General features: G+C 39.9%; 9 protein-coding genes. 2 read left to right on the top strand and 7 right to left on the bottom strand.

Translation table 11 applies throughout. The features are described from left to right. Positions 1-315: 315 nt before the first annotated feature. The gene (locus I8748_RS12105) at positions 316-762 is read left to right on the top strand and encodes a hypothetical protein (RefSeq protein ID WP_198124828.1); all 447 of its coding nucleotides are present in this window, start codon (positions 316-318) and stop codon (positions 760-762) included. 336 nt (positions 763-1,098) lie between these two features. Here I8748_RS12105 and I8748_RS12100 read toward each other — a convergent pair whose 3' ends face one another. Further along, complete coding sequence (locus tag I8748_RS12100) at positions 1,099-1,533, bottom strand: Rrf2 family transcriptional regulator (RefSeq protein WP_198124827.1); 435 nt, start codon at positions 1,531-1,533, stop codon at positions 1,099-1,101. Between the two features lie 704 nt (positions 1,534-2,237). Here I8748_RS12100 and I8748_RS12095 point away from each other — a divergent pair. Next, positions 2,238-3,917 (top strand): NB-ARC domain-containing protein, encoded by a 1,680-nt coding sequence (locus I8748_RS12095; RefSeq protein WP_198124826.1) that lies wholly within the window; start codon positions 2,238-2,240, stop codon positions 3,915-3,917. Positions 3,918-4,163: 246 nt separating this feature from the next. Here the strand turns inward: I8748_RS12095 and I8748_RS12090 are convergent, their stop codons facing one another. The 6 genes from I8748_RS12090 to I8748_RS12065 all read right to left on the bottom strand — a co-directional run. Next, the gene (locus I8748_RS12090; RefSeq protein WP_198124825.1) at positions 4,164-4,961 is read right to left on the bottom strand and encodes a sucrose-phosphate phosphatase; all 798 of its coding nucleotides are present in this window, start codon (positions 4,959-4,961) and stop codon (positions 4,164-4,166) included. A gap of 433 nt (positions 4,962-5,394) precedes the next feature. Continuing rightward, positions 5,395-5,628: an exodeoxyribonuclease VII small subunit gene (gene xseB / locus I8748_RS12085; protein ID WP_198124824.1), complete on the bottom strand. Its 234-nt coding sequence runs from the start codon at positions 5,626-5,628 to the stop codon at positions 5,395-5,397. Further along, entirely contained in the window at positions 5,621-6,868 is a 1,248-nt protein-coding gene (xseA, locus tag I8748_RS12080; RefSeq protein ID WP_198124823.1) for an exodeoxyribonuclease VII large subunit, read from the bottom strand. Before xseA ends, xseB begins: the two co-directional genes overlap by 8 nt. A gap of 404 nt (positions 6,869-7,272) precedes the next feature. Beyond that, positions 7,273-12,069: a PAS domain S-box protein gene (locus tag I8748_RS12075; RefSeq protein ID WP_198124822.1), complete on the bottom strand. Its 4,797-nt coding sequence runs from the start codon at positions 12,067-12,069 to the stop codon at positions 7,273-7,275. A 397-nt stretch (positions 12,070-12,466) separates the two neighbouring features. Next, positions 12,467-13,414, bottom strand: coding sequence for a response regulator (locus I8748_RS12070; protein ID WP_198124821.1), 948 nt, complete (start codon positions 13,412-13,414; stop codon positions 12,467-12,469). A gap of 73 nt (positions 13,415-13,487) precedes the next feature. Beyond that, a partial coding sequence (locus I8748_RS12065; protein WP_198124820.1) for a diguanylate cyclase domain-containing protein occupies positions 13,488-13,770 on the bottom strand: 283 nt, incomplete at its 5' end.

The following is a 13,770-nucleotide window of genomic DNA, read 5'->3' as shown; positions in this document are numbered from 1 at the left end:
GTATGAGCCAGTGCCGTGGGCGGGTTGCCCGACTTGAGCGGACTGCCGTCAAGTGGCGTGCAACTGGCGTCATTGGGCATTTGTAATTAAAAGAATTTTTCCCTATTCCCAATTCCCTATTCCCTATTCCCTATTCCCTATTCCTAAAAACTGCATCCACTTCCGGGTAGAGTTTTTGTTTTTCGTTATATAGTTATTATTTTTTTTATAAAAATTTATACCCCACACTCAGGAACTTAGACGGATAGCCCTCGTCTATTAACTCAGACTATTTACTCAATATCGCTCTAGAAATAGTCGGGAGCATTAATTAATATGAAGACGCGTATAATATTGACATTTGTTCCCGCAGCTTTGGCGATAAGTTTGGCGCTCTTGCAACCTATTTTGGCCGAAGTACCATCGATCCAAATTACTCCTAAATTAAAGTCAGATCCGCTAGTTTTGAATGGCAAATCTGGGGGAACTGTTCACAGTGATTGCGGTAATATTGCCGCTGCACCTAATCAAGTTATCCAACTGAGTGAGCCACTGCCTTACTTGCGATTAACTGTAGATAGTCCCGGACAACCAACGCTATTGATTGATGGCCCAGGAGGGCGATTTTGTGTACTAGCAGATCGTTACTCTCAAAGCAAGCCAGAAATGTCCGGTTACTGGCAAGCAGGAAAATACTTGCTGTATGTGGGCGAATTATCTCAACAGCAACATAGCTATTCTCTCTCGATTTCGCAACACAAAAAATCTGAGACAGGGAAATAAAAAACTAGGGAATAGGGAATGGGGAATTGGGAATGGGGAATTGGGAATAGGGAAAAATTCTTTTAATTACAAATGCCCAATGACGCCAGTTGCACGCCACTTGACGGCAGTCCGCTCAAGTCGGGCAACCCGCCCACGGCACTGGCTCATACCGTTTCACTTTAAAGTTGATACATTTAGGAGGCAGTGCGGTCTTGGGGTGTCCCCAAGTGGAGCAACTGCCGTGCAAGCAGAGAGGTAGGGGAGCAGTGGAGAAAAAATTTGTATCAGATTTTTCGTGAAATGGTATCACCAATGCCCAATTCCCAATTCCCAATGCCCAATGCCCAATTCGCACTAAATATAGTACATTAGTTCTTTTTGACGGTGGATGTCTCGCCGCTCACAAAGGTCTTGAAGAGTATATTTTTGCAGAACAGCATTAGCTGCCTGACGAGCTTCCACCCAAATTTCTTGGATTACCTGAGTTTCTAATGTTGCGGTATCAGTATTTATAACAGGTGTAGCGTCTAACCCTTCCATGCAGGTAAAGGCCTCTAGGAGTGTAATGTTTCGGGGGTCACGGGCTAAAACATAGCCACCTTTAGCACCACGTATGCTCTTAATGAGACCGCTACGCCTTAATGTTGCTAGTAATTGTTCTAAATAGCGATTTGGTATGTCTTGTAGCACAGCTATCTGTCGAATTTGCAGTGATTCGCCACTGGAATAACGAGTTGCTAATTCTAACAGGGCTAGAAGTGCGTATTCAGATTTGTTAGAGAGTTCCACAAGCGTAATTCACTCTAAAGCTTTAAAGTCGCTGATGAAGCTTCCCTCAGCTAATACTAAGCGAAACTCAACACCCAAGTTCACATAGCATTTCTGAAGTTGACATAATACACCTTCCTTGGGGAAGTCAGAAGTTAAAGTTCAGAAATCACAAGGTCTTGATAAATCTGACTTTTCGCTTTTGGCTCCTTTGAGTTACGTGTATTATTTGATTCATTTGAGTATGGCTATATTAATTGGCTGATCCTACTTTAAAGATTATCAAAGATAGAAGCAATTATTTTTATTTTTTAATTTAATAAATAAAATTGATTAATTAGTGAGCCTATATTTTGATTAGCGATCGCCCATACTAGACAAAGGTTAATTAACAGTTGAGTTTGGTAAGTAGGATTTAGTATACAGCTAATAAATGATAGCCCAGTAAGGTAAATAATCATAACGTTATATTCTTTGCAATAGCTACTAAGTACAGCTTTGCATTAAGTCGTAACCGAATCTCTGGGTCTATCTGCACCTCCATAAACTTTTAACTAGCAAAAGCTGCACCAAAGACGTTACAATTTCAAGCTTCAAATTATTATGATTTTAGGCAAACTTTTACTAATTTAGTTGATTCGGTTCTAAATTTGTTGATATATAGATACAAGAGTCTTTTATCTGCTTGACTTAGAGTCACACTATATTATTAACTTATAAACCTAATGCTGAGCTTAGATGCAAAAATTATCAATGAACTAGTAGATATACTGAAATATTTTTTGGAATACGAGAGCCAACGCCATAATTTTTTAACCCTAGTTTTCGGCGCAAATCATCCTATATTGCAACAAATTGATTTTCAGGGTTCTATTATAAATTTTATACCTAATATGGTACGTACACTATTAGCGTACGGCAAAAGTAGCTCAGGAAAACAAGCATTGTCTGTATTGTTAGAGTATGTCAAGCAACAAGTCGGTATAGATGAACAGCAACGCATTGATCGCTTAATTGCAAATATTGTATTAGAGACAACATTACAATCATCAAAAATTGTATCAAAGCCTACCTCACAGCTATTAAATAACAATGACTTTATTTCTCAAGAATACTTAGGAGAAGCAGGTAACATATTTCTGAGGACATTTATTGGACGTAAAGAAGAATTAGAGGAACTAGAGCAATTAATTATTAACGGTCAAAACCGTTTAATTACCTTGGTGGGAATGGCAGGAATTGGTAAAAGTCGTTTAGCGGCTCAGCTTACACAAATAGTCAAACACAGATTTGATTATGTAATATGGAAAAATTTGCGTATAGCTTCTTCTTTTGAAGAATTCATAACTAGCTTAGTTGATTTTATTTCTGTTAATTATGACGAGCAACCATCACCATCAAGCGATAGAATTACATATATAATTAATTTTTTAAAAGACAATAAGTGTTTAATTATTTTTGATGATTTAACAGAAATTTTGTATACAAGTAATAACAATATAATTTATCAAGAAAAATGGCTAAAGTTTGCGTTGTTTTTAGAAAAATTAATCATTAAAAACCATCAAAGCTTTATAATAATTACTTGTCATCAAGTACCTCAAGATTTAGAGTATCAAAAAATCAGAAAATATTATACTCTTTTTGATCTCAAAGGTTTAAAATTAGCAGATATACAAAAAATCTTTCAAAATTTATATTTATATACTGAAGAGCAAGCTGAAGATAATTGGCAATCTCTTGTGAATTACTATGGAGGTAATCCTACTGTTTTAGAAATTGTCAGTAAAAAGATAACTAATAATTATGATGGCAACATATCGCTATTTATTGAAGAATATTTTAGACATGGGAATAACCAAGTTAGTGAAGAAATTAATGCTTTTTTAAATAAGCATTTTAACAGCCTGAGTGATGACGAAAAGCAAGTTATGTTTTTGCTGACTATTGAGAATGAATCGATGAGCTTTCAAAAACTTAGAGGTTTTATTGGAAGTAATACCAATTCTTGCCTTAATAAACTAGAATTTTTGTCTTTAATTAAAAAAGATCAATCTGGTTATTATAGTCAAGTACCTATGGTTATGGATTATGTCAATCAAAAATTAATTGACAGTATTGTTACTGAAATTTGTAATTACGGTCAATCTCATCAATTAAAATTTTTGAATGAGTATTATTTAATTAATCCACAAGCAAAAGATTATCTCAAAGATGTTCAAAAACGCCGAATCCTTCAGCCAGTTATCAGAGAACTGATAATCAAATTTGGTGGAAATTTAGCAATCCAAGAACGTCTCAAGGAAATTCTCTATGATTGGCAAACAGAACAACCTATATATGGCTATATAGGTGGTAATATCACCAATCTTTTGCTAGAACTTAATGCCAAGCAAACGTCTTGAAAAGACGGGGCTTTTACGATTGCGGTCGTTGGGGCTATTCTTTTTCCCCGTTGTAACAAGTGGCGTGGAAACCCCTTCTTGGCCGTGCTGCTTCACCACGCACGCAGCTGGCTCCCCCACACCCCACACTCCGCCCCAACGAGACTTGGTAACTGCTTACTTACTTACTGAGAATGCTCTAGAAAGCTGTCGGATGCTTATAAATATGAATTAATAGCAGATTTTATCGACTCCAATTTTTCTAGTCTAGTTAACTGAAATAAATTGAAAATGGCGTAAGCCTTCTATAATACCGTTTGCAGCTCGACCTCTAGCATAATACCGATACTCAGTTTTATTATTGTCATACCATGCAAGTAACTCAGGACGGGCATTTCCTACAAGAATACCCCGTTCTTCCCCCACGCTAAATAAAGAAATATCATTACCCGAATCGCCACAAACAACTGTTTTTTCAGCAGAGAACCCCCATCTTTGCTGTATGTACTTTACTGCTAAACCTTTATCTGCATTGAGAGGTAGAATATCGACATCAAGTGAATTTTGTTTTGTGCTTGCACTGCTACTGTGTGTTATCTTGAATTTAAGATTTTGCTTTTCTAATAAAAACTTAAGCTCATCTAAAATTTCTTTTGCAGCTTCTTCTTTAATTAAATAACTAACTTTAAACGGACGCTGTTCTGATTCTTGCTGAGGAATCAGTTCATTAGGAAAATTTGCATCTATAAAATCTGCAATTAATTCACGGTTCCAACCATCCGACAGCTTTGTAGACCATTGTGAGTCAGGAGCATCGTAATATTGATCCAAATATACTTCAGTTCCCACAGAAGTTATCAACGCATCAGGCTCTAAAAGTGATTTTTCTAAAGCCAACTGTTTATACAATGTAAGGGAACGTCCTGTTGCATAAACTATCTTTGTACCGTATTCTTGTCTATGCCGTTCTAGCTCTTGATTTAGCTCGTATAACCCTTTTAATGCTTCGTCCCCTTCACCTACTAGGGTGTGATCTAAATCCGATACAAACAAAAAATGTTTCATATTTTACCTTGGTATTACTCATAATATGGGCATTTATGAGTAATGCCCAGAAAACAATCCACAGCAAAAACAATACAAAATTACAAGAGATTATTGTATCTGTCTTAGAGCTATTTATCAAATAAATCCGAAAGGAGAAGTATTGGAGAAATATTTTGTGGTAGTTTAAGTATTTTACTAATTTTATAACTCTTGCAAACATCAAGCACAGAGTTAAAGTTCAAAGTTGTAGAGTGCAGCAACAGAATTCCAGCATAGGAACTGTAACTGTGACCATCCAGCTATCTCAGCTTGATTTCCAAGGCCTAATATTATGTCCGGTTAAACAGAGTCAATTGCGTTGGCGGAACGCCTTCCCACATGGTACGAAGCCTTAGCGTAGTAAAGCAATCCCAATCATCAGTAATCAAGCGGACTTGATATAACCCACTATTTAATCATCACTCAAAGTTTCAATCAACAAATCTACCTGTTGCTGTCGCTGCTGCAAAAAACTTTCACACTGACGCAAATACTCAACAGCAGTTGCAAATTGGTCAAATACCTCTTCCAATTCCAACTGACCCGCTTCAATCCTAGCAATAATTCCTTCTATTTCCAGAACCTTCGCTTCATAATTCCAACCTTCCATCGAATCAGAATTAGAAGCACTCTTACGTTTAACCATCAACCTCTTTGTGCCTTTGTGCCTTTGTGGTTATCTCCGTCACCTTCACTTTAACCTCCCCCTGCCCCAATTGAATCAACAAATCTTGCCCCACAGCTAACTCATCAGCAGCACGAGCGATCGCACCATTTTCTAACCTTACCACCGCATAACCACGTTGTAACACTGCTTTCGGGTCAAGACTTGCCAATTTTTCCCGCAATAATTCTAAATGTTGCTTTGCTTGCTGCGATCGCCCCACTGTTATTTGTATCAGTTTTTGACGCTGCCAAACTAACCTCTGCGCTTCTTGCTGCACTTTTTGATCCAACCGCAAACGCCGCAAACGGTTCCGCAACATTTGCAATTGATTAAAAGACCTTTCCCAAGAATCATGCACCGCCTCATGTAAAGCCACAACTCGCTCTTGATGCTGAGTATACAACTCTGAAAGTGAAGGCACAACTTTTTCTGCTGCTGCTGTCGGTGTATGTACGCAAGCATCGGCAGCTAAATCTACTAAAGATTCATCTCTTTGATGACCAATACCAGTAATTACCGGAATATAACAAGTAGCAACTGCACGCACCACTCGCTCATCATTAAAGCAAGCCAATTCTTCAACCGAGCCACCACCCCGCGATAAAATCAGCACTTCGGCGCGACCATCCCGTTGTACTCGTTCAATTGCTTTAACTATAGATTCTGGTGCTTGCTCACCCTGCACGGTGGCAGGAGAGAATAAAACATGTAAACCTGGATACCTATGCTTGAGAGTTTTTTGAATATCTCCCCAAGCCGCTGCTGTTGGTGAAGTGACGACTGCGATGGTTTGGGGGTGAGGCGGAAGCGGACGTTTGCGTTCTGCATCAAACAAACCCTCAGCCTGCAAGCGGTTTCGTAACTGTTGATAGCGCAACGCCTGTAATCCAACACCAGCAGGCAAAGTCTGCCACACTGTAAGTTGATACTCTCCCCTTTGCGGGTAAACTCGAATACTACCCAAAATAATTAACTGTTCACCTGGAATCGGTATTTGGGCAAGTTTTGGCAATTGGCTATTCCATGCTACACACTTAATACCTGCTGTGCGATCGCAGTCTTGCAGCGTGAAAAACAACCCACTACGATGATGATTAGCGCTGGAAACCTCACCAGTAACCCAAACTTGTCGGAGTATTTTGTCTTCTTCCAACAAACTTTGGATGTAGTCAGTTAAACCAGTCACAGACAGGGGAGTATCGGGTAAATATGAATTCATGATTTGATTTCCAATTATAACAATATGGCTAAAGGCATATTTTCCTTCATCCAAAATATATAGTAATTTGCTTTAATTTTTAAACTTATTTGTTCATTACCGTGCATTGGTGGAGATAAATCAGTATAGTAAATGTGAAAACTATCAATTGAATTAGAGAATTAAACAAAAGCGAGTTGAACTATTAGACTTCTTCCAGAAATCAGATGAGCAGTCACCAAACAAATAACTTTCTCCTTCTTAACTCTCTGCGTCTCTGCGTCTCTGTGTGAAAAAATGATTGACAAATATTTGTGCAAGAGGTCTATTGTTTTACTCAAAAGAGTCCCTGAAGAATTACCAGAATTAATTAAAATTCTGGTTGGTATATTGAGTAATTGAGGGTATTATAAACAATTATTTTGCTAGTAATTACGTCCCATGAGATTAGCGATCGCTTTAGCTAACTCAACTGGATCGGCAGGCTTAGGGACATGCTTTTGGAAACCTGCCTCCAGTGCGCGGTTGTAGTCAATTTCTGCTGCAAAGGCAGTCAAGGCGATCGCCGGAATTTGTCCTCCTTGTTCCGATGGCCATGTTCTCACCTCGCGCAGCAACATATAACCATCCATCTCTGGCATTCCAATATCGCTTAACAAAACATCTGGCTGTGACTGGGCTAACACTACCAATGCTTCACTTGCCGATGCAACTGCCGTTATAGTCGCCCCATACTGTTCCAGTGCAAAACTAAAAAATTCCCGGATATCAGACTGATCATCTACCAAAAGAATCTGCACTCCAGAAAGTATTGATTTCTCAATGAGTACCTCGCCAGCAGACTCAGCATTTTGCACTCGAGACTCAGCACTTTTTAGCAACGGTAACTTAACTGTAAAAGTTGCCCCTTTTCCTTCTCCAGGGCTTTCTGCCTGAACCAGACCACCGTGAAGTTCTACTAAATGACGCACAATAGCTAGTCCTAGTCCCAGTCCACCAAATACCCTGGTTGTCTTCGCATCAGCTTGACGAAAGTAATCAAAGACATGAGGCAAAAATTCTGCGCTGATTCCTTTACCTGTATCAAGTACCTGGATTTGGGCATATTTGTCAGTAGTTAGTTGTTGGTTGTCAGTTGTTGGTTGTTGTTGTCCACTGACCACTGACCACTGACCACTAACAACTGACAATTTCACTTCTATCCGTCCTCCTGGAGGCGTGAATTTGACGGCGTTCGACAACAGATTCCAGATGACTTGTTGTAAGCGATCGCTATCGCCCATCACTTGTCCGATATCATTGGCAAGTACTGTATGAATTTGAATTGATTTGGCTTCTGCTGCTAAACGCACCGTTTCCAGTGCGGCGGCGATGGTAGTGATTAAATTCACACTACCAATGTTTAGGCTCAGTTTACCTCGTAAAATCCGCGAAACATCAAGCAAATCGTCAATTAATTGAGTTTGTAATTTAGCATTGCGTTCAATGGTTTCCAAAGCCATAACTCTGGCGGCTTCATCAAACTTGCGGGTTCGCAGTAACTTAGCCCACCCCAAGATGGGATTAAGGGGTGTTCTTAACTCGTGGGAAAGGATGGCGAGGAATTCATCCTTAATGCGGTTGGCTGTCTCAGCTTGCGTTCGTGCTGTTTGTTCTGCTTCGTAAAGTTGAGCGCGGGCGATGGCTTGCCCACACTGCTGCCCCAAAGTCAACATAAATCTCTGGTCTTTTTCGTTAAAGGTTTGCACAGTGGCAAAGTTAAATCCTAATGCCCCAATGGCTTTTCCTTCTTGGATTAAAGGAATACCAGCGTGTGCAAAATGCCCATCTTCAGGGATAATATCTACTAAATCGGGGTATTTCTCAATCCAAGCTTGGCGATTCTCTATAAAAATAGGTTTGCCAGTTAATACTGTTTCTGCTGAGGGCCCAGAAGCAGTTAAAGGATAATTTGCCCAAGCATCTATCAGCGATTGCGAATAGCCAACTGCTTGCACCAGCTTTAAGGAAGTACCTTTATTATCTAGTAGGACAACAGAACCAGCTTTGGCACCCAAAGCAGCAATCCCTTGCTTGACAACCACCTCAGCAACCTGTTGGGGAGTTAGGGCTTCACTGAGGGCGGCGGTGATTTTTTGTAAAAGCACCGTGCGATTGACAGCTTGTTCCGCCGCTTGTTTTGCTTGCTGAGTTTCGTAATAAAGTCGGGCGTTGTCAATGGCTACCGCGGCCCGACGTGCCACATCCTCTGCTAAGGCTAAGTCTGCCTGTTGGTAGTGACGACCGGACTCGGCTGTGACAAAAGAAATTGCTCCGAATACTTGCCCACGGGAACGCAGAGGAATCACCATTAAAGAAAGAATACCTAAGCCTCGCAACTGCTGCAAATATTTGGCTTCTTGGCTGATATCTTCTAGAATCGAGTCAGAAAATTCTGGATAGAAAATCGATTGTCCCTGACGCAACTTCTGTAAAAAAGGATGCAGTTGTGCATTTGGCGATGGATCGCGCCATCGTAAATGCCGTAACATATTTCTTTGGGCAGGGTCAGCAGTTGCGATCGCAATTTGTTGAATTGAGCTATCTTCTCGAAAAATATCCACAATACACCAGTCAGCTAAGGTGGGAACTGCCAAATTAGCCACACTAGTCAGGGTAATTTTATAGTCTAAAGAGGCAGCTAGGACGGCGCTGCTTTCAACTAAAAATTGTTGTGCAGCTTCGGCTCGTTTGCGATCGCTGATATCTTCAATAATGCCTACTGCATACTTTGGTTGTCCGTTAGCATCCCAAACCACTGATGCAGTCAAGTTTACCCAAATAATTCCTCCGTCTTTACGGATGTAGCGTTTCTCCAACGAATAACCGTTAATTTCTCGTGCCAACACTCGCCGACCTTGGGCCCAATCAATTTCCAAGTCATCAGGATGGGTAATATCCTGGAAGTTCATTTGCATCAATTCTGCATGGCTATACCCAGTAATTTCACATAAAGCAGCATTGATCTGCATGAATTGTCCATCTAATGCTACTTGGGCAATACCTACGGCTGCTTGGTCAAACATTGCCCGGAATTTAGCTTCGTTTTCGCGCAAAGCAATTTCTGCTTGCTTGGTGGCTGTCACTTCTGCCAAAATAATCCCAACTCCTACAGTTTCGTTGAGTGCGTTGTAAACTGGGTAATAATTGCCCAGCCAGTAACCATAACGTCCGGGTTGCCCTCGTGTATCACCGTGGATTTCCACGTTCAACAAAGGTTCTCCTGTATCCAAGACGCGCTGCAACTGTGGCTCTAACTCAAATGCCATCTCTGGTAGCACTTCTCTAAATTTCCGTCCTAAATGCTCTTCGATGCTCAAACCGTTAATATCAGCCAACACCTGATTAATTCGGATATATCGCAGTTCTCGGTCTAAGAAACATACAGCCACGGGAGCAGCTGCTAGCAGTGCATCCAGAAGAGAAAGGGATTCGGCGTAATGTACTACAGCCTGATGGATGTCTTGATAAAGTTGTGTATTTTCAACTGCCAAGGCAACACGAGAAGCAATATCTTTGGCTAAAGCTAAGTCACATTGATTGTAGCGACGATCGCCTTGGGCGATGACAAACTGGATACAGCCGAGTACTCGCCCTCGTGTTGCTAAAGGGACAATTATTAAAGATTTGATGCCTAATTGCTGTACTATGTATAAGTGTTCGTGATTTTGAGTAATCTCTTCTAGTTGCGAGGCAGAAACTTCTGGGATTAGCTTGCTTTGACCAGTTTGTAGTACAAGAGCGATCGCATTTGTACCTTGAGGATCAGACGGGTACTGCTGAAGTTGACGCGCCCACTCGGCTTTTGATGCATCTGCATAGGCAATGGGTAAGCGGCGAATAGAGCCATCTTCCTGCAAAATATCAATGCAACACCAATCAGCTATTTGAGGAACTAAGATTTTGGCAATCTGTTCTAAGGTTTGTTCATAATCTAGTGAAGTAGAAAACTGATTACTAATTTCGGCAATACAGCGGAATATTTCTTCTGCTTGTTTACGTTCTGTAATATCGAGAATAAAGAAAGCTCCTTCATCTATAGTCCCTTCTAGGCAACTACCACCTAGCAAAATTGGCAAGCGTGAACCGTCTTTACGGATATATTCTTTCTCGTAGGGAGTACAAAAAGATCTAGTTTGAAGTTGATTCAGTGCTTGTTCGTCAAGTGGTAAATACTCTTTAGGAGTTAGGTTTTGCCAGTTAAGTTTTCTGCTAACTAATTCTTCACGGGTGTAACCCAGCATCAAGAGTAAGGCATCGTTAGCATCTGTAATTCTGCCGCCTTTTTCCCAAAAGCCAATACCAATCATATTGGAATCAACGACGCTACGAAACTTGGCTTCGCTTTTTCGTAATGCTTGCTCGGTTTGTTTGAGTTGGGTAATATCAATTGAAGCAATGCCCACTCCCAACAATTTTCCATCTGGTAAACACACTGGATAGTAACTCACAAGACCATAACGGTACACTCCAGCAGGATAGGTTTCACCACTGACTTCCTGGTTGAGTAAAGGCTGCTTGGTTTTCATCAATTGCTCAAAAATAGGCTCAATTTCAGGTGCCCATTGTGGTAGTACTTCTCTTAGGGTACGACCGATGTGTTGACTTTGAGATACACCATTGGTAGCTGCCAGTGCTTCATTAGCATAAACATAGCGCAGTTCCGTATCAAGAAAAGCTAACGCAACTGGTGAACTTGTCAGCCAAACATGAAGCAGTGCTAAGGATTCATCTTTTTGCTGAATAGCTTGCTGAAGTTTCTGATGTAACTTAATATTTTCTAGTTCTACCTGATTAGGTTCGCTAATATTTACATTCAGCTTTTGTAGATTCACCTCATTTGATAGTTTAGCAGCCCTTAATGTCTCAAATAGCAAACTTAAGAGTAATCCTTGGCAGACAAACAACCCCACTCGCACAACATTAGGCAGGTCTAAATTTAAACTATGGGCTGGGGTCAGGAAAAAGTAATCGCTAAAAACAGCCGACAAAAAGCTTGCTAAAATCCCTGACTTCAAACCACCGTACCAAGCACTTACTACCACAGCACTAAAAAATAGCAAAAAAGGAGTTTTGCTCATGCCTAGCCAAGGATCTAGCAGCAGCATTAGTACTAATGCTAGTGCAACAATTAATACAATAACACCATAACGTAGTAAACGTGAATCATTAATATCAGACATGAACATGCTTTGGAACAAGCAATACTTGTGGCAATGGCTATAAATACCGTAAACGAATTTGCAGATTTTAGTAATTTATCTTCAGATAGATCCTAATGGAATTTATAAAATTTCTTGTGCTAGAGTTTAATACTTAATGAATCTGGTAATTTTAGCAAAAAATTAATTTGATATTTTCAGACAAAAATAGTATTTTAGTAATGTCTAATCAAATCTATAGAAGAAATTAAATTTATTAAAAAATAAATATCAGGAAATCTAATTTAATTGCAATAAAATTATCTAGTTTCAGTAAGTAGGCAATAAAAAACGAAACTAACTCTGGAAAGCCCCAATGATAATTCGGGCAAACACATTTCAAGTACTCAGATGCGTTTGCCATAGGATTGCTGTAAAGTTAGTTACTGTGATTAATCACAACGCGATCGCGTCCCGTTAACTTTGCCTGGTACAATGCCCGATCTACCGCAACAATCATTTCTTCAAAATCGGAACCAGGCACAGGTATTGTTGTACCAACTCCGACACTCAAGGTTACATAAAAACTCGCTTGTGAATTGCTATGAGGAATTGCCAACATTCTTACAGCCAAGCGCATTGCTTGGGCAACTTGAGTAGCCCCTTTAGCATTGGTATTAGGCAGAACCACAGCAAATTCTTCTCCACCATAACGGGCTACTAAATCAACAGAACGTCTAGCTGCACTTTGAATGGCTTTAGCAACTTTTTGTAGACAGCGATCGCCTGCTCGATGACCATAAGTATCATTGTAAGCTTTGAAGCAATCAACGTCGCACAGAATCAGTGAAAGTGGCTTTTGTTCTCGTGCCATGCGCCGCCACTCTTGAGAAAAATATTCTTCAAATTTTCGGCGATTAGCTATTTGAGTTAACCCATCAATGGTGGCTAATCGCTTCAATTCTTGGTTGACACTTTCTTGTTCTTGTTGTAACTGAGATTGCTGAATCAAACGTTTTACTCGCTGACGCAACACAGCCCAGTGAATTGGTTTAGTTACATAATCGATGGCACCCGCTGCAAATGCACGGTCAACTGATTCTTGATCCTCTAGTCCTGTAATCATCAAAACTGGAGTATACTTACTACAATCAAGAGACTGCAACTGAGCGCAACATTCAAAGCCATCCATATCTGGCATCATTGCGTCCAAGAGGACTATATCAGGGTGTAATTGCTGAACAACAGTTAAAGCCTCTCTACCATTTTGTGCTTCTGCTGTTTGATATCCTTCCTTTTCTATAAAAAGTCGCAATTGCATTCGGTTGAATTGTTCATCATCGACAATTAAAACTAAATATTCACTTCGTAGAACAGTGCCATTCATTTCAACGTGATTTATTTTTGATTAAGCATTGATAAAATTTACAGAAAGAGATTTATGTAGGTTAAAACTTAAGTTAATATTTAGTTAAAATAACAATGCGATCGCTTGATGCTAATTTAGCTTGTAACAAAGCTTTCTCTGCGGTGACGATCAACTTATTCATCGATAATTCAGAACTGGGAATAACGCTAGTTACACCTAAGTTCAAAGTAAAAAAATCGTCAACATGACCGTTATCAGCTATCTTCATAGCTTTCACAGCAGTGAGAATCATTTCTGCTATATGTAAAGCTGGTTCGGCTTGAGTATTCGGCAAAATCATAGCGAATTCTTCATCACCAAAACGGGCTACTAAA

The organism is Amazonocrinis nigriterrae CENA67 (genome assembly GCF_016056305.1).
GTDB classification, from domain to species: Bacteria; Cyanobacteriota; Cyanobacteriia; order Cyanobacteriales; family Nostocaceae; genus Amazonocrinis; species Amazonocrinis nigriterrae.
The sequence above is the reverse complement of the archived record's forward strand: the minus strand, read 5'-3'. Positions and strand labels throughout refer to the sequence as shown.

Coding starts and splice junctions, on each gene's coding strand:
- I8748_RS12105 (WP_198124828.1), top strand. CDS start 316: ATGAAGACGCGTATAATATTGACATTTGTTCCCGCAGCTTTGGCGATA.
- I8748_RS12095 (WP_198124826.1), top strand. CDS start 2,238: ATGCTGAGCTTAGATGCAAAAATTATCAATGAACTAGTAGATATACTG.
- I8748_RS12090 (WP_198124825.1), bottom strand. CDS start 4,961: ATGAAACATTTTTTGTTTGTATCGGATTTAGATCACACCCTAGTAGGT.
- xseB (WP_198124824.1), bottom strand. CDS start 5,628: ATGGTTAAACGTAAGAGTGCTTCTAATTCTGATTCGATGGAAGGTTGG.
- xseA (WP_198124823.1), bottom strand. CDS start 6,868: ATGAATTCATATTTACCCGATACTCCCCTGTCTGTGACTGGTTTAACT.
- I8748_RS12075 (WP_198124822.1), bottom strand. CDS start 12,069: ATGTCTGATATTAATGATTCACGTTTACTACGTTATGGTGTTATTGTA.
- I8748_RS12070 (WP_198124821.1), bottom strand. CDS start 13,414: ATGAATGGCACTGTTCTACGAAGTGAATATTTAGTTTTAATTGTCGAT.